General features: G+C 37.0%; 18 protein-coding genes. 5 read left to right on the top strand and 13 right to left on the bottom strand.

Annotation, left to right across the window (positions count from 1 at the left end; all coding sequences use genetic code 11):
* Nucleotides 1–47 precede the first annotated feature (47 nt).
* Both LWE_RS02020 and LWE_RS02015 read right to left on the bottom strand, forming a co-directional pair.
* Complete coding sequence (locus tag LWE_RS02020; protein WP_011701242.1) at nt 48–794, bottom strand: SDR family oxidoreductase; 747 nt, start codon at nt 792–794, stop codon at nt 48–50.
* 13 nt (nt 795–807) lie between these two features.
* Nucleotides 808–1371, bottom strand: coding sequence for a DapH/DapD/GlmU-related protein (locus LWE_RS02015; protein ID WP_011701241.1), 564 nt, complete (start codon nt 1369–1371; stop codon nt 808–810).
* 118 nt (nt 1372–1489) lie between these two features.
* Between LWE_RS02015 and LWE_RS02010 the strand changes: the two genes are divergently transcribed.
* Entirely contained in the window at nt 1490–2365 is an 876-nt protein-coding gene (locus LWE_RS02010) for a LysR family transcriptional regulator (RefSeq protein ID WP_011701240.1), read from the top strand.
* 22 nt (nt 2366–2387) lie between these two features.
* Here the strand turns inward: LWE_RS02010 and LWE_RS02005 are convergent, their stop codons facing one another.
* Genes LWE_RS02005 through LWE_RS01985 form a run of 5 tightly spaced genes read right to left on the bottom strand, consistent with a single transcriptional unit; the run spans nt 2388 to nt 8847 of the window.
* Nucleotides 2388–4970, bottom strand: coding sequence for an alpha-mannosidase (locus LWE_RS02005; RefSeq protein ID WP_011701239.1), 2583 nt, complete (start codon nt 4968–4970; stop codon nt 2388–2390).
* Between the two features lie 15 nt (nt 4971–4985).
* Nucleotides 4986–6092 (bottom strand): PTS fructose transporter subunit IIC, encoded by a 1107-nt coding sequence (locus LWE_RS02000; RefSeq protein ID WP_011701238.1) that lies wholly within the window; start codon nt 6090–6092, stop codon nt 4986–4988.
* A gap of 12 nt (nt 6093–6104) precedes the next feature.
* Nucleotides 6105–6425 (bottom strand): PTS fructose transporter subunit IIB, encoded by a 321-nt coding sequence (locus tag LWE_RS01995; protein ID WP_003722977.1) that lies wholly within the window; start codon nt 6423–6425, stop codon nt 6105–6107.
* Entirely contained in the window at nt 6422–6886 is a 465-nt protein-coding gene (locus LWE_RS01990) for a PTS sugar transporter subunit IIA (RefSeq protein ID WP_011701237.1), read from the bottom strand. The genes LWE_RS01995 and LWE_RS01990 overlap by 4 nt, the downstream gene beginning before the upstream one ends.
* A complete protein-coding gene (locus tag LWE_RS01985) occupies nt 6886–8847 on the bottom strand; it encodes a BglG family transcription antiterminator (RefSeq protein WP_011701236.1) in 1962 nt (653 codons plus the stop codon). Before LWE_RS01985 ends, LWE_RS01990 begins: the two co-directional genes overlap by 1 nt.
* A 160-nt stretch (nt 8848–9007) precedes the next feature.
* Here LWE_RS01985 and LWE_RS01980 point away from each other — a divergent pair, with 160 nt between their 5' ends.
* Nucleotides 9008–9865, top strand: a complete 858-nt coding sequence (locus tag LWE_RS01980; protein WP_011701235.1) for a GRP family sugar transporter — start codon at nt 9008–9010, stop codon at nt 9863–9865.
* Nucleotides 9866–9883: 18 nt separating this feature from the next.
* Here LWE_RS01980 and LWE_RS01975 read toward each other — a convergent pair whose 3' ends face one another.
* Entirely contained in the window at nt 9884–10696 is an 813-nt protein-coding gene (locus LWE_RS01975; protein ID WP_011701234.1) for a Cof-type HAD-IIB family hydrolase, read from the bottom strand.
* A 148-nt stretch (nt 10697–10844) separates the two neighbouring features.
* Here LWE_RS01975 and LWE_RS01970 point away from each other — a divergent pair, with 148 nt between their 5' ends.
* Entirely contained in the window at nt 10845–11390 is a 546-nt protein-coding gene (locus LWE_RS01970) for a TMEM175 family protein (RefSeq protein ID WP_011701233.1), read from the top strand.
* 88 nt (nt 11391–11478) lie between these two features.
* The gene (locus LWE_RS01965) at nt 11479–11778 is read left to right on the top strand and encodes a hypothetical protein (protein WP_011701232.1); all 300 of its coding nucleotides are present in this window, start codon (nt 11479–11481) and stop codon (nt 11776–11778) included.
* Between the two features lie 62 nt (nt 11779–11840).
* Here LWE_RS01965 and LWE_RS01960 read toward each other — a convergent pair whose 3' ends face one another.
* The 5 genes from LWE_RS01960 to LWE_RS01940 form a co-directional block, all read right to left on the bottom strand.
* On the bottom strand, nt 11841–12251 hold the full coding sequence (locus tag LWE_RS01960) for a hypothetical protein (RefSeq protein WP_011701231.1): 411 nt from the start codon (nt 12249–12251) through the stop codon (nt 11841–11843).
* A 1-nt stretch (nt 12252) separates the two neighbouring features.
* Nucleotides 12253–12456, bottom strand: a complete 204-nt coding sequence (locus tag LWE_RS01955; RefSeq protein ID WP_011701230.1) for a helix-turn-helix transcriptional regulator — start codon at nt 12454–12456, stop codon at nt 12253–12255.
* Nucleotides 12457–12581: 125 nt separating this feature from the next.
* Entirely contained in the window at nt 12582–13982 is a 1401-nt protein-coding gene (locus LWE_RS01950) for a polysaccharide deacetylase family protein (protein ID WP_011701229.1), read from the bottom strand.
* A gap of 274 nt (nt 13983–14256) precedes the next feature.
* Entirely contained in the window at nt 14257–15066 is an 810-nt protein-coding gene (locus LWE_RS01945) for a ZIP family metal transporter (RefSeq protein ID WP_011701228.1), read from the bottom strand.
* Nucleotides 15067–15092: 26 nt separating this feature from the next.
* Nucleotides 15093–15284, bottom strand: coding sequence for a hypothetical protein (locus LWE_RS01940; RefSeq protein WP_011701227.1), 192 nt, complete (start codon nt 15282–15284; stop codon nt 15093–15095).
* 434 nt (nt 15285–15718) lie between these two features.
* Between LWE_RS01940 and LWE_RS01930 the strand changes: the two genes are divergently transcribed.
* The gene (locus LWE_RS01930; protein ID WP_011701225.1) at nt 15719–16609 is read left to right on the top strand and encodes a hypothetical protein; all 891 of its coding nucleotides are present in this window, start codon (nt 15719–15721) and stop codon (nt 16607–16609) included.
* Nucleotides 16610–16687: the final 78 nt, after the last annotated feature.

Here is a 16687-nt window from a genome sequence, read left to right as displayed (position 1 = left end):
TGCCAAAAAACCTCGAATCGATAATAATCAATTCAAGGTTTTTCTACTTACCATGGTTGGCTGGTTGGTCCGACGGTGAATTCGTTTATGGTTACGTCTTCGGGTTGATCAATGGCGTATGCGACAATGCTTGCGATGCGGTCAGGGGTGATGCCATATTGTTTATATAAACTTGTCATCCCTTGTTCTGTTTCTTTATCTGTGATGGTTTCTAGTAACTCTGTATTGATGGCGGCTGGATAAATAGTTGCCGTGCGGATGTTGGTTCCTTCTTGGGCTGACTCCATTCGCAAAACTTCCATCAAATCACGAACAGCCCATTTTGTTGCACCATATACTGCTCCACCAGGATATGCTTTTAAGCCTGCCACAGAAGAAGTTGCGATGATATGTCCGGATTTTTGGGCGATGAAGGAAGGTAAGACGGCAGCAATACCATTTAAGACACCCTTAATATTAATATCAATCATTTGCTCCCATTCGTCTTCTTTTAAAGCGGATAATGGGGAGTTCGGCATGATTCCTGCATTTAAAAAGATGGCATCTATTTTTCCATATGTTTCAATGGCTAACTCTACTAATTTCTTATTATCTTCGCGTTTTGTCACATCCGTTTTCATAAAAATTGCTTCTCCGGAACTTGCTTTAATGGATTGAACGATTTTTTCAAGCTTTTCCACGCGACGAGCAGCAAGAACTAATTTCGCCCCTTTTTCAGCTAAAAGTAAGGCTGTTGCTTCACCAATTCCAGACGATGCTCCAGTGATAATGATTACTTTATTTTTGATAGTCATTTGTTATCTCTCCTTATTCCTCGATAATTTTACGGATTTGTTTGGCTGGATTTCCTGCGACAATAACGTTTGCTGGAACATCTTTTGTAACAGTAGAATCAGCAGCAACGATGGCATTTTCACCAATTGTCAAGCCTGATAATATCGTCGCATTCGCTCCAATCCAAGCATTTTCCTTCACACAAATCGGCGCTACTCGTAATCCACGTCTTTTTTTGGGACTAATTAAATGATTGACGGTCACAAGTCTTGCACCTGGACCAATTAAAACATTATCTTCAATAGTAATCCCGCCCAAATCTACGAAAGTAACATTTAAATTAATAAAAATATTTTTTCCAAAAGTAATGTGTTTCCCAAAATCACTGTAAAAAGGAAGCGAAACTTCGACGGTTGAATCCACCTGTTTACCGGTAATTTCACTTAAATATTTGATGACTTCTTTTTTGGAATGATAGTTGGTATTTAGTTCCATGATAAGTTGTTCATTATTTTGCTTTACTTGATGAATTTCGTCTAACAACAGGGACCCTTGCAGAATTTCTTTATCGATTAGCCTTTTTTGTAAATCTATCACGTGTTTCCCTCCCTCGAAAATCTTTTACTTCTTAATTATAGCGAGGGAAGTTATAATTGAATAATACTTATAAAGCATACCCAACTATTCTTTTTATCTATAGGAAAGGATGATTTTAATGGAGCTTCGTGTGTTGAATTATTTTTTAACTGTTGCACGTGAAAAAACGATTAGTAAAGCTGCAGAAGTGCTTCATCTTTCTCAACCGACACTTTCTAAACAATTGAAAGAATTAGAGGAAGAACTAGGAGTAACTTTATTTATTCGCGGAAATCGTTCCATTACGTTGACTGAGGATGGACTTTATTTAGCGAACCGGGGGAAAGAAATTTTATCATTAGTGGAATTAACCACCTCGAATTTACTGCAAAACGAAACAATTAGCGGAGAAATAACCATTGGGGCTGGAGAAACAAGAGGATTTGAATTTATCGGCAGCGTTCTTCATAAATTAAGAGAAAAACATCCAGAAATCACTTTTCAATTGCATAGCGGTAATGCTGATGACGTTCTAGAAAAAATTGAACGCGGGTTACTGGATTTTGGGTTGGTGATTAATCCAGTTGAAAAACTGCAATATGACTATTTACCACTTCCTTTAGAAGATATTTGGGGAATTTTAGTTAATATAACACATCCGTTAGCGAAAAAAGATGCTGTTACTCCGAGTTGTATTCAAGCGAATCCGATAGTCGTTTCTAACCAGTCTTTTATTGATAATCAACTAGCTGGTTGGCTTGGTGAGCATTTTGAACAATTGAATGTTATTGGGAGATATAATTTACTTTATAATGCCTCGCTTTTGGCTAAAGAAAATATTGCTAGTATTCTCTGTATTGATGGTATTATCAACACGGAAAATACGAATCTGAAGTTCGTTCCTTTCTCACCGCCGCTTACTGCTGGCATTAGTATTGTTTGGAAAAAGAATCAAACTTTTTCGAGTGCTTCTAAAGAATTTTTGCGGTTAATACAAAAAACTTGCTCAAAATAAAAGCTTTGAGCAAGTTTTCTTTTTATAAATCTAATCTTAGTGTGACAGCGCCATATGCTGGAATCGTGTTGTCTTGGTTTTCGACGGTTTCTTCGATAGCATTTACATAGTCAAATCGCATATTTGGTAATTCCAACTTTTGGGGTAGGTTGGTTGGGTTTTCTATACGAATGATGTATTTGTTTGCATGATAATATGATGGGTGACATGCTGAAACTAAATATTCTTTTGGTAAATTTAACATAGCTAATGTTTGTTTTGCGCCTAATTTTCGTTCCGTTTTCTGGATTTTGTTGTCTAAACGATGTAAAAAATGATTGAACGGCTGACGTTGATAGGACACGTTTGCTTGGTTGAAATCTTTTGTTCGTTCTGCGGTTTTTCGTTCATTGAAAGCTTGGTTATCTAGGTAAATGGCTAAAGTGAATGAATGTTTGCCAAGTAACTGGGCGCCCTCTGTTTCGATGAGTACATGACCTTTTTTTGTTGTGTCGCCTGATGCCCGGCCTGGTCGATATGCTAAGTCGGGTTTTCCAAGTTGACCTGTTGTTGCGAGAAGTGTCAGTGCTATATGTTGGTCCAATTGTTGATATTCTTTAATTCCACGTGTGAAAATTGTACAACTTTCCGTTTCACTAGTTAGCGTCACGTTTTGTTCAAGTGGTTCGATATCAATTGGCATTTCGCTGTAGGTTTCTTGCCAATTCTCCGGAACCTCTGGCATTCTTTTGATATAACCAAACGGAAGCGATGCAATATTGGAGTCCGTATGCACACCTGTATTGACTTTTAAGCGTAGTCGATGATTTTTAATTTGATTATCCACTTCAACCTTAACATCTAGTAATTCGCTACCTTTTTTCAGCTCCAAAATTAGTTTGATTTGTAGCCTGCCATTCCCTTCTTTCGTCAAACGATCAAGTGGAAAATTATTCTTTCCAGTCAAAATTAAACGTTCTACTTCACTTGATTTCTCAGTGCTTGCTTTGGAAAAAGAGAACAACTCTGCAATATCTCCTGCTAGCGGTGAATAATCGTACGTATCACCTGCATTTATATCATCCTCTATACTAATGAAGGAAGTTATGCGCTTACCATCTGGTTTTTCAAGAGAAATTTCTCCATCTTGGAAAGTGATTTTATAGGTTTCATTTTGGATAGTGGCATCGTTAGCAGCAAACATCGAATCCAGTTCGCGGTCGTTTTCTTCAAAAGCAATTACTCGGTAACCAAGACCTGGCAACTCGATTTTCACACGTACTTGAAGCACAAAATAACCCGGTTCTTCAATAAAACGGTTCCCGGCTGGCGTTTCTTCCAGCACATTTTCACGCGATGGAATAAATTCTTCTTTAACAATTGTCGCATTCTGAAACGCTGGAAAATGGATGTTTTTATGTTCAGTTACTATTTGAATTTCTTTAAATCCGTCAAAATCATGTAAATCCGTATTAAAAACTAAAATTTCATTTGCATTTAGTTCCAAATCATCCGCAATTTTCTTTACAATTGTGTTTTCGATACTATCACATAATTCATCCGCTTCTTTCATCCGATGTAAAATATCTTCAGCAACTGGATCAGAAACACAACCTGCCAAACTATCATGTGCTTGACCTTCTAGTAATTTTTTCCAGGTATGCATTAGTAAACGCTCGCTGATAGAAATTCCAGATGCTTTGGCAATAACAAGTAGTGGCTCGATACGCGTTAAGAGTTTTTGCTCCAAAGAAGCGCTGTTCAGCTTTATATTCATCCGGCTTGAGCCAATTGTTTTGTGCACACGCGCTAACACCGGACTTCTAAATTCACCACGATAGGTTTCTAAATCTGGCAACTCTTTTACATATTGAATAAAATCTTGATAGGTGCTAAGTTGATAATCATGGCGTCCCATCTTGTTGATTTCCGCCAATTTTTCGGCAAAATTGCTAATAATATTCAGCTGGTCATTTCCAGATGGAATTAAAACTTCTGCCGTTTTACTATATTTTTCAATAAAATCAATTGCTGGATCAAGGCGTCCATCCACATATGCAGCTGTTGGTTCAAGTAGCATCCCTGTGCCGTAACCTTGTGGCATATTGATAGCATAGATAGAAACATTCTCACCCAGCCCTTGCCATTTAAAATACGGAGATGTGACATGCTCTCCCAAATGTATCCCACGCCAGAAAATCACATTATCAAATCCAGCATGTTCAAGTAAAGTTGGCATTTGGGCATTAAAACCAAATGTATCCGGTAAATACCCAATTTTCATATAGTCGCCATATTTTTTACTATCAAAAATCCCAATCATCGCATTGCGCAAAATCGACTCACCATGCGCGAAGAAGGCATCTGTTTGCGTAAACCACGGTCCAATAAAAAGTTGTTCATCTGCAATTAGCTGCTTAATTTCTGCTAATTTATCCGGATGAAGCGCAACATAATCATCTAAAATCGACAATTGTCCATCCAGTACAAAGTTTGCTTCTGGATGCTTTTTTAATTCGTCAATCACTTCTGTAAAAAGTTGTTCACTTAGAACCAGTGCATCGGCAGAGGTGAAATACCACTCTCGGTCCCAATGCGTATGGTTCACAATATGTGCTTTAACCATAATTACCTCCGTTTTTTATGCTTCCCATTCCGCTTCGTCTATTTCATCATCGTAGCTAGAGCCTGCCATTTCCTCACCGGCACTTGCTTTCCGTAAAGCAACCGACATACCCGCAACGATTAATGTTCCAACTGCAATAGCTAAAATATAAACAGGCCAATTTTCTACTGTGAACCAGCCATAAAACCCACTGATTGGCGCTTGGTTAATCGCACCAAGTCCTACCGCAAGTGCCCCGCCGACAGCTGAACCAAGCACTGTAGCCGGAATAACTTTAAGTGGGGATTCCACCGCGAAAGGAATTGCCCCTTCACTAATCCCAACTAGTCCCATGATAAGCGAGGATTTCCCTGCTTCACGCATTTCTGCATTATATTTGCGTTTTGCGATTAAAGTAGCTAAACCAAGACCAAGTGGCGGAATAATAATCGCTACTTGCGCTGCTGTATTGGGTGCATAGATTCCGCTTGTTAAAAGTGCCATCGCCGTTGTTACAGCTGCTTTATTAACAGGTCCGCCTAAGTCAAAACCAACCATTGCGCCAATAATAGCAGCCATCAAAATTTGGTTCGATCCAGACATACCATTAAGCCAATTTTCAAGGGCAGTATTTAAATCTGCAAAAGGAATACCAACGACATAATTAATTATAAGAACTGTAATAAGTGTCCCAAAAACTGGAACTAAAAATACTGGTACGATAGAAGCCGCCGCTTTAGGCAATTTCACATATTTTTTAATTAAAAGACATGTGTAACCAGCGATTAGACCAGCTGCGAGAGCCCCGAGGAAACCGGCACCGATATCACGTGCCAGCAAACCACCAACAAGACCAGGTGCTAGTGCTAATTTGTCCGCAATGGAATACCCGATAAATGCGGCAATAACCGGGAACATCATTCCAAGCGCCAAGCCACCAAAACCATCTAAACTGTGTAGTAACGAAATGAAGCTATTCGCACTGTCTGCATATTTCGCGTCCCAAATATCTGTAATTCCGAAAAACGAACCGCCAACTCGAGCAATCGCCATAATTACGGCACCCGCGATAACGAGCGGAATCATATATGAAATACCTGTTAAAACATGTTTTTTTAGTTCACTCCCAATTTTCTTAAACATGGTTGCTCCTCCTTATTTTTCATCAATTAACGCAAGTGCTGCGTTGATTACTTTTTCCGCGTCTTTAATTGGTGCACTTACTGGAACTTCTAGTACTACTTTGCCATCAAAACGTTCTTTATTACGTACCTTTGTATCTACTGCGAAAATGACTACTTCGCCAATATTTACGTCTTTTTCTGTTAATTCATTTTCAATTCCTGTGGCACCTTGTGTTTCTACTTTAATAAGGTTACCCATTTTTTTCGCGCCTTTTTTAAGTGCTTGCGCTGCCATATAAGTATGCGCAACACCTGTCGCACATGCGGTTACTGCAATAATTTTACGTTTCATATCTCTACTACGCCTCCATTTAAAATTCGAATGACTTCTTCTTCGTCTCTTGTGTTTTTTAAACTTTCGACAATATCATCGTCCATTAGTTTCGTTGCAATTTCAGCAAGGATTTTCAAATGTCCGTTTGTTTTGTCGGAATCAGTAATTGCCAGTAAAAAAATCATGTTTACCGGTTCATCATCCAGTGATTCCCACTCAATCATTTCTTTCGTTCTTGCAAAAACAATGGCTGATTTTGTCACACTCTCACTTTTTCCGTGTGGGATAGCAATGTTATTACCTATTCCAGTTGTTGAATGCGCTTCTCGTTCCAAAACGGCTTGAATATATGTCGCTTTATCTGCTAAAATGCCATGTTTATTCAGTATTTCCGCCATTTCTTCCACTGCTGCTTCTTTGGTCGTTGCTTCTAAATCAAAAACAACTAATTCTTTTGTTAAAATATCTTTTACTTCCATTACATCCCATCCTTTAACAAATGCTCATAAATATCTGCGGCACTTTTTAGTTGTGTCAGCTTTTCAAGCCATTTTTTATTATCAATAAATTTATAAAACTGTTCATACATTGCGTCTAAATGAATGCCATTTTGTTCTGTCAGAGCGATAAAAAAGATTTTATCCACATCGACTAAGCCCCATTTCACTGGGTGTTTAAGTGTCGCGATAGCAATGCACGATTCATTAATAAGCGCTGGTTCTGCATGCGGTGTCGCCATTTCTTCAAAAGAAGTGAATGACAAGGCTTCTCTTTTCAGCGCACTTTCCACGATGCCGTGCTTAGCAATGCCTTGCTCCACCAACTTGCCACCAATTTCTGCAATTGCATCTTCCATTGTCGCAACATCCAACTTTGCAAAAATGGTTTTCGGTTGAATTAAGTCAACAAATGGCTGGCTTCGTTTCTTTTTCTTGCGTCTTGTTCGCTCGATTTGACTTTCGACTTGTTGTAAATCGGCTTTACTCATCATTGGACTGACTACAATACTTGGAATCTCTTCTAGTTCGAGATAGATTGTACTAATGACTAAATCCACATCGACTTCGGTCTCCATTAACGCCTGAACAGACAGTATTTTTTCAATCGTAATCATTGGAAAATATTTTTTAATTCTAGCTGCGAGTAATCTGGATGAACCAAGCCCAGTACTGCATACAAGCACAACTCGAATTTGGTCGGGGAAAGAGCGACTTCTTTCTTTATATGCTTCAAAATGTAACGCAATATACGCTGTTTCATCTTCATTTACTTGCACATCGTACTTCTGTTCAAATTTTGCTTTAAAGTAGAGCGCTTCTTCAAACGCTTGGGGAAAGTTTTGCTTAATTTTGCTGAGATAAGGATTTTTAAAATGCATACCGAGTTTTAAACGGTTAATAGCGGACTTCATATGTGTCGTTAGGTCGTCAAGCAAACCTTTATCGTAATCCCCTTCCGCTAAACATTTACTAACAAATTCAGCAACATCGTCTTCTTGTGGTTGATTACTAACAAGCAGTTCATCATGTTGTTGATTATAAGCAGCCGTTAAATGTAACTGGATATAACCAACTTCAAAGGCTGGAATTTTAATATTCAAACGTTCTTCTAACATATTGACGAGGATTTCCGTGTTACCACGCTGCGACTCAAACGCATCTTTCATTGGATCGCTTTCCACGTTTTCCACATATTCTCCTTCACGAATTCGCTCTACCGCAATCGCAAGGTGAATAACAATTGACTGAAAAGCATAATCCGTAAATGTAAAATCATGACGCTCGCTGAAAGCTTGCACAATTGCAATGATTTCTTTCAAGCCTTCTTCTGGAAAAATCCCAGTGACATCAGCTTGAATGGTATCGAAAGCTTGGAGCACTTTTTCGCCTTCCTGTTTTAAATACCAATTATTGCCCCAAAAATTAGTAATAAATTTCGATGTTAAAGCGCGCTTTTCTCGTTCACTAATAAGTAACTTCATACCTTTACTAGGTTTCTTGTACAAGGTAATGCCTTCTTTTTCCAGCATTTTCGTGACTTCCACCATATTTTTTTCAATCGTGCTTCGGCTAATATAAAGTTCATCTGCAAGTTGGTGAATCGTAATATAGTCGTCTGCTTTAAGCAATTTACTAAAAATGTAGATAACCCGCTCTTCTTTCGTTGCTGGAATTTGACTGACTTTGTTATCTAGGAATCTACTTACCTGAGCAAAAGCTTTATTATCGCCTTCAATGTAGACACCAATTTTTGGTTTACGTACGACGGTCATATCAAAATCCTTTAAGAAAATATCGATTTCTTTCAGTGAATTTGAGATGGTTTTTTCTGAAAGTCCGAGATGATTCGCGATGGTTCCAACACGTGTTTGACCTGTCTTCATTAGAAACTGAATGATATTTTTTTCGCGATTTGCAATCATTTTCGTTACCGCTTTCATTTTTGATTTTCCTTTCCCTACACTTATTCTATTACAAAGCCTCATCCCCAGAAAACTACGAAAATTACCGCATTGAATACCGTAATTTTGGGATATTGCTGTTCATTTTGGAGAATGGTAGATTTGAGTAGCACCACTAACCTAGAAAGGAAGCTTATTTATGTCTATTTATCTTATTGCGTTACTCCCTGTTCTCGGATGGGGATTTATGCCAATAATTGCGAACTTACGAAAGAGCACCCCTGAGGAACAATTACTAGGGACTTCGATTAGTGCGTTATTATTTGCTTTCATTTTATTCTGGATTTTATCACCAGAAATAACAGTTCTTTCTTTTATTGTGAGTTTTGTTTCAGGCATCTTTTGGAGTTTTGGGCAATTACTACAGTTTAAAGGGATTGCGGCTTCTAGTGTCGCGAAGGCAATGCCGATTTCAAACGGAACTCAGCTAGTTGGCGCAACGCTTTTCGCCGTTCTCGTATTCCAGGAATGGCAAACAGTTACGGCTGTAATCATTGGAGTTGTTGCAGTAATTTTAATCTTGATTGGAGTTGTAATGACCGGGTTTCAAAAACGCGGGAATCATATCACGGAGTCGGTTTCATTTCATGTCTACGGTATCGTTATTCTATCTTCCTTCTTTTTAACGCTTTACGTAGTGACAAACCAGCTTTTTGATGTCACTGGCTTTTCTATCATTTTACCACAAGCAATCGGGATGCTGACATGCGCCATTTGTATTAACTTAGCGAAAAAGACTGCTATTTCCCGGAAAAATGTTACATTCAACTTAATGACCGGATTGTCGTGGTCAATTGCCAATCTAGGCATGTTTTTAGCGACTGCTGTTCTTGGTGTTGCTACAAGCTTCTCGATTTCGCAAGCCTGTGTCATCGTCGCAACAATTGGCGGCATTCTCATTTTCAAACAGAAAAAAAGCCCACTGGAATGGACCTTTATCCTTTCTGGCATACTGCTAATTATGGTGGGCGTCGTATTTCTTAGTTTATTGAAATAGAAAAAGCCAAAGACCATATCAAGGTCTCTGGCTTTTTTCCATATAATCTTCTATAACTTGTAACACGCCCGCCTCCTTATTAGAAGGAGCAATATATTTTGCAGTAGCAAAGACTTCCGGACTACTTTCTTGCATTGCGTAACTATTCGGAGTTAATTGCAACATTTCGATATCATTATTCGCATCCCCAAAAGCGAGTAAATCATCTGGAGCCACTCGCCATTCATTCAATAGTTGCTGAATGGCGCTCCCTTTCGTCACACCCGGAATAATAATATCGATACTTCCGTGACCACTTGCGACAGCACGAATTTCTCCATTAAACGTTTGATTCAAATCTTCCACAATTTGCCCAGTCTTAGTCACTTCCACATCCAGCGCAAACTTAATAAATGTATCATCCGGAAGCACATCGAACGAATCCACTTCTTGTAATTCAAAATAATACTTTTTCGCAAATGTTTTAAAATTCGAATCCGCTGCTTTTAACAAATACGCACTCTTGACCCCACAAAGAATCACTTGCAAATCCTGATAATCTTGAATCAACGTCCGCAAAATCTTTTGAACTAATCCCTTCTCAAAACGATTCACACTCCGAAGTTCCCCTTGATGAAAAATAACTGCTCCATTTTCAGCAACGTAAAAAAGTTCCTCATCCTTCCCAGGAAAAAAAGATTTTAGCTGATAATATTGATTTCCGCTCGCAACAATAAATTTAATCTGCTGCTTCACTAATTCTGCATAAATTCTTTCAAATCTAGCACGATTATATTCACCATTCTCATCTAAAAAAGTCCCGTCCATATCTACAGAAATAGCTCTAATCAATTATTTAAGCTCCTTTTAAAGTTAATTTTATTCTATTATATCAGATTTTTTTCGTGTTACATTGCTACTCCTTGTTTGCTTATAAAATATGCTATACTAAACGAGCCCACAACATAAATAAACAAGACATGGAAGGGAGGGCGAACCTTTGACAAAAGGCAGATTGGAAGCTTTTAGCGATGGCGTTTTTGCTATTATAATCACTATCATTGTTTTAGGAATGACTTTACCTGATACATTTACAGCTGCAAGTACACAAGCTTTTTTATGGGAAATTTTTATATTTATAGAAGGCGGATTAATCATCGGACAATTTTGGTATTCTCATAGCAGACTATTCGATAAAGTAACAACTATTTCGGCTTCTGCTGTATTATTTAATATTCTATTTTTATTAATCCTATCACTTATTCCTCTATTTACAAGAGCTATTATGAAACATCCAGATATGACCGCACCAATTATTGGGTTTGTTATTACTATTTTGATTACTTCCGTGATTTTCCAACTACTACATCACGCGGCAAAAGGAAAAGATTACGGTATGGATAATTGGAAATTTCGAATTTCAAGCTTTATTTTTGTCATTTCACTTGGTATTATTAGCTTTTTTGCACCACAAATATCGACGGTTTTATTCATCATTTTTCCCGTAGCAGGTTGGATTATTCAACTCGCAAACCGGAACCATTAAAAAAATAAGCTAAGTCAGCAAAATTTTTCGTTGACTTAGCTTATTTATTTTGTTATGGTTATTTCAACAATAAGAAAGGAGCATAACTATGAGAAGCCTAGATGCAGTAGAGATACTGAGACGTGGCGAAACCATTGAGCGTTATAAAGAAGGCGGAAATTCGATGTTACCTTTGATTAAATCGATGCAACCTGTTCGTTTAGAACCAATTGGCACGAGAGAACTCAAAGTCGACGATATCGTATTTTGCAAAGTTCGCGGTAGCTTTTTTACACATAAAATCAGTAAAATCCGCGGTAAGCAATATCAAATTTCTAATAATCACAAACACGTGAATGGTTGGATTACACATAATAGTATTTATGGCATTGTCACCAAAATTTGGTAAATGCTAGGTAACATGCAACGAAAAAGTTGGATGTTTTTTATTTTGCTTAAAATTCGGGTGTTCTATACTTTTTTTCTAATAATATCAAGCATGATGGTGTAAATTAAACTGATTGCAATAAGAAAGATTGCTAGACTTGAAAGAGAAACTTGTTCTATTCCATTTAGATTCAACAAAACCAATATTATCGGAATTATCCCAGCAACTACTATAATAAAATAAAAGGAAAAAGTTTTGCGGATATTGATGTACCTTTCATCTTTTTCTAGCTTATCTTTCACATATTCTTCTTGAGCTTTATCTTTAGATAGTAAAAGAGTTCCTGTAGATCCAATCAAAATAGCTAAAACTACTACAATAACCGTCACCATATCTCCAAATAAATTCACTCCTTGAACAATCCTCATCAACATAAATGAATAAAGGCAAGCAACTATAATTGTTAGTACTCTTTTTACTTTGTATTGTCTCATGTTAGTTCTCCTCCAGTTTGAAAATCTCTTCAATTGTTAAATGAAAATATTGCGCCATCTTTAGGCTTAACTCCAGGCTTGGATTATATTTTCCTTTTTCAATAGCATGAATAGTTTGTCTCGAAACTTCTAAAGTTAAGGCTAAATCAGTCTGTGAAATACCTTTTTCTGTCCGTATTTCTTTCACTTTATTTATTACTTTCATGCACTCACCGCCATGTATAGATATCTTTACATTCATTATAAAATATATTATTAAAACTGTAAAGAAATCTTTACACAAAAAAAGTGATAGCCAAAATGATTGCTCATTTCAACTACCACTTTTTTTCATTTTACCATTCTGGAATCATTTGCATCGAAATATTGTTTACCAATTTTTAATTTTTCATTGTATAGTTCATTTACAGTTACAAATTGATAGCCTTGTTTTTTTAATAGTTTCAGCGTTTTATCTAGGCTATCTCCTGTTGTTGGGTGAATATCATGCATAAGTACAATTGCTCCATCCGATGCGTTCGCCATTACTTTCTTTGTAACTGCTTTTGGATTTTTAATTTTCCAATCTTCTGTGTCCACAGACCACTGCACGATTGGAATACCAATTTCTTCCGCAACCTCTTTATTTATTGCGCCATAAGGTGGACGCATCGTTGTCGGAAAATACCCAGTTTGATCAAAAACCACTTTTTGTGTTTTTAAAATTTGGTCATACACTTCTTTATTAGAAAGCTTCGTTAATTGCGGATGATCCCATGAATGACTTCCCACTTGATGCCCTTCATCAAGTTCTTGTTTCACCAAATCCGGATTTTCTAGTACTCGTGAACCAAGAACAAAGAATGTTGCCTTTGCGTTGTATCGTTTCAGTGTAGCGAGTACTTTTGGTGTAACTGTCTGGCTCGGGCCATCGTCAAAAGTAAGTGCAATTTTCTTACCTGATACTGCTTTTTGCGCTGATGGAATCTCTACACCAGCTGGTATATATTTTTTGTTTACATAGCTCGCAATATCAGCCAGTTTTAAATTTACTTTCTTTAATTTTGGATAACCTGGTACATTAATTGGTAAAATTAAATCTGTATCTGTTAACCCAAAATTAGTTTCCTCCCAATTAGTAATACCTTTAATTTCCCCAAGATTCCCAATATCTTTTAAAGGAATATCCCCTGATTTTATTAGTTCTTGTTCTACTGCGGTTTTAATGTTAAATTTCGTATCGTTGCTTTTTAGTAGAACCTCCCCAAGTGTCAGCAGATCCCCTGTTTCTGCATCTGTCACAATGTTTTGGCAAACGTCTTTTTTACTTTTAAGTGTTAATTTGGTTTGCCCTTCTTTTACATACTCATGTTGTTCAATTTTATAAGATACAACATTTTCTGCCAGTTTCTGCTTTTGAAAAGTATAAAAGATTATCCCTTCTTCATCCTTTTCATTATCAAGCTTCTTTCTTTCTAAATCAGCAGCTTTGTTAACTTCTTTCTGGACAGTAATGTTGTCTTTTTTCGTAGTAGTTTTAGGAATATAAGAAATAATTTCTACTCCATTCTCTTTCTTATCCAAACGGTGAAAGTCACTTCCACTTTGATCCTTCATTAGTCTGTCCATCTGCATTATTACCTTGTTGCGCGACTTTGAAAATTGGTATCGTTGAAATCCCTTCACACCAATAAAAACCACGGCAATAATGAGAATAGCGACTAGTGAAATTCTAATCCACCTTTTCTTCACATTATACACCTCACCTAAGAAAAACCTTCCCCAGTTTCTCTTATACACCAATTATACAGGAATATACACAAGATTCTAGTTTTTGTACTAAAACAGGAAGAAAGGACCAAAAATTGTAAAAAAAGACACGGATAAAGTGGGAGCTTTTTTCCGTGTCCAAAGTATAGTTACAGGATTACCCCTGAAAACTAGCATATTGTGAAATGTTTCACTATTAATTTTACCGCAAAAAAACGCAATCCGCAAATATTAGAGAACGTTTTTTAACATGTTTTTATCCTAATGCTACGTCTAAAACCATCATCACTGCAAAACCAGCCATAGTTGCCGCAGTTGCTAAATCTGTTGATCCTTCCACTTGTGATTCTGGAATTAATTCTTCCACTATTACAAAAATCATCGCTCCTGCAGCAAAAGCTAATGCAAAAGGCAATATTGGCGTGACAAAAACGACTAATACTGCTCCAATAACTGCAAAAACAGGTTCTACAACCGCAGATAATTGACCGTACCAAAAACTTTTCCGTCTAGAAAGTCCTTCTCCGCGCAAGGGAATGGAAACAGCTGCTCCTTCTGGAAAATTTTGAATACCAATACCTAAAGCCAGCACAATAGCAGTTATAAGTGTTTCTGTGTCTCCCGTTATTACTGCTCCAAATGCAACCCCAACAGCTGCTCCTTCTGGAATGTTATGAATAGTAATAGATAAAACTAATAAAATACTTTTTCGAAGGGAAGTTTTCGGCCCTTCTTTTGCTTGCTCAGGAAATCCAAAATGTAAATGGGGAATAATTCGGTCAATCACCCGTAAAAATATTCCCCCTAGTAAAAAACCAACTAAAGCAGGAACAAAAGAAAATTTCCCTAAATCCTTACTCATTTCTATCGCAGGTGCAAGAAGGGACCAAAAACTCGCAGCTAACATAACACCAGCAGCGAAACCAAGCATGATATTGCCCCATTTTTTATTTAAATTTTTAAAGAAAAATACAAGTGATGCGCCGGCTGCTGTACAAGCCCATGTGAAAATCCCGGCAAGAAGCGCTAGTAATACCGGGTTTAGTGAAGATAAGTAGTTTAACAATAGAGTTTCTCCCTTTTCTTATACCTTTATTTACTTGACCAACCTTGTTTGAAGCCTTCAATAAAAGACCGTGATTTATTTATACTCATTTTTACAGCCCAAACAGAACTATAAACGGAGATTTTAGCAGCAGTTCCAGCAACTTCTCCAGATTTACGAACAACTTTTTCTGTTTTAGCGCCAATTTCGGTACCGATTTCTTCAAGTGACTTTGTCATTATATGCACCTCCAAGAGTTTCTCCCCTTTCATGATAAAGCAATCAACTCGATTATTCAAGAGGGTTCAATTTTGCCATTTTTTATAGTATACTCCTTGTGAAAGTTTTAATGGAAGGGATGATTATTATCGAAAAAAATTTAAAAGAATTTGCTAAATTAGCTTTTTGTTTTATTCCTATTAGTTTTTTACTATCTTTCATTGGACCGTGCTTACATTATTTTAATAGGAGTACTTTATTTTTTTCGAGTACTATATGGATGAAATCTGTAACAATTTTTATGGTTTCTATGCTTTTTTGCGGCATTTTCTTTAGCGCGATAGCAGAACGTATAAAAAAATAGCTTTTCCCTTTTAATTTCTCTTGTGAAAAAAGTTACATTATGACTATAATAAAGTGATTGACAAAAAAAGGGAGAGGGAGATTAAAAATTATGACGGGACTAGGAACTTTGTTGTTTCTTGTAGGGATTGGTGTGTTGATTTTTGGACTTTTACGTTTTAGAAAGAGAAATTGGCCTAAAAAGAAGACACAAATTGTAATTATTAGCTCTATTTTAGCAATTATAATCGGTATTGGAATAATTCCAACTGCTGAAGAAGAGGCTTCGAATGAGAAGCCAAAACAGGAAGAAAAAACCAAAGAAGTTACTGTTACACCCATTTTAAAAACAGAAAATACATTTACCACAAATGATGATGGGATGATAGTAATAGAAGGAGAAACCAATCCTGGCGCGGAAGTAAGAGTTGTTTTCAGTAATATTCCAGATGTAGTAGGTACTGCTGACGACGATGGAGCATTTAGTTTTTCAGTTGATTCGTTGGATAAAGCCCAAGATGTCGTACTTTCTATTATGATTGATGGGAAAACAGAAGAACAAACACTTTCTTTAAAACTAAGCCCAGGTTATGAATCTAAACTTGCAGCGAAAGCCGAAGAAGAACGTTTAGCGGCGGAAAAAGCGGAAGAAGCACGCATTGAGCAAGAAAAGATTGCTGCAGAGGAAAAACGTGCAGCCGACGCCAAAGTTGCTGCTGAAAAAAAAGCAGAAGAAGCAAGAATAGCGCAAGAAAAAAAAGCTACTGAGAAAAGAGTAGCCGCTGAGAAAAAAGCTGCTGAAACAAAACGAGCAAACGAACAAAGAGCGGCTTCTGCTCCAAGCACAAGCAATGAACAAGGAGAAATGGTTTATATTACGGCTACCGGCAAAAGATATCATTATGATCAAAACTGTCGTGGCTTAAATAACTCTAATGGCGAAACAACTGTTACAATAGCTCAAGCGAAAGCACAAGGTTTAACACTATGTGGTTTTGAGTAAAATTTTTATTTTAAAAAAGTTTTGAATTTAATAATATATATGCTATAATTTCGTTGATGTTTAGAATTATTATCATTC

The organism is Listeria welshimeri serovar 6b str. SLCC5334 (assembly GCF_000060285.1).
GTDB classification, from domain to species: domain Bacteria; phylum Bacillota; class Bacilli; order Lactobacillales; family Listeriaceae; genus Listeria; species Listeria welshimeri.
The sequence above is the reverse complement of the archived record's forward strand: the minus strand, read 5'-3'. Positions and strand labels throughout refer to the sequence as shown.

Coding starts and splice junctions, on each gene's coding strand:
- LWE_RS02020 (WP_011701242.1), bottom strand. CDS start 794: ATGACTATCAAAAATAAAGTAATCATTATCACTGGAGCATCGTCTGGA.
- LWE_RS02010 (WP_011701240.1), top strand. CDS start 1,490: ATGGAGCTTCGTGTGTTGAATTATTTTTTAACTGTTGCACGTGAAAAA.
- LWE_RS02005 (WP_011701239.1), bottom strand. CDS start 4,970: ATGGTTAAAGCACATATTGTGAACCATACGCATTGGGACCGAGAGTGG.
- LWE_RS02000 (WP_011701238.1), bottom strand. CDS start 6,092: ATGTTTAAGAAAATTGGGAGTGAACTAAAAAAACATGTTTTAACAGGT.
- LWE_RS01995 (WP_003722977.1), bottom strand. CDS start 6,425: ATGAAACGTAAAATTATTGCAGTAACCGCATGTGCGACAGGTGTTGCG.
- LWE_RS01990 (WP_011701237.1), bottom strand. CDS start 6,886: ATGGAAGTAAAAGATATTTTAACAAAAGAATTAGTTGTTTTTGATTTA.
- LWE_RS01985 (WP_011701236.1), bottom strand. CDS start 8,847: ATGAAAGCGGTAACGAAAATGATTGCAAATCGCGAAAAAAATATCATT.
- LWE_RS01980 (WP_011701235.1), top strand. CDS start 9,008: ATGTCTATTTATCTTATTGCGTTACTCCCTGTTCTCGGATGGGGATTT.
- LWE_RS01965 (WP_011701232.1), top strand. CDS start 11,479: ATGAGAAGCCTAGATGCAGTAGAGATACTGAGACGTGGCGAAACCATT.
- LWE_RS01960 (WP_011701231.1), bottom strand. CDS start 12,251: ATGAGACAATACAAAGTAAAAAGAGTACTAACAATTATAGTTGCTTGC.
- LWE_RS01955 (WP_011701230.1), bottom strand. CDS start 12,456: ATGAAAGTAATAAATAAAGTGAAAGAAATACGGACAGAAAAAGGTATT.
- LWE_RS01940 (WP_011701227.1), bottom strand. CDS start 15,284: ATGACAAAGTCACTTGAAGAAATCGGTACCGAAATTGGCGCTAAAACA.
- LWE_RS01930 (WP_011701225.1), top strand. CDS start 15,719: ATGACGGGACTAGGAACTTTGTTGTTTCTTGTAGGGATTGGTGTGTTG.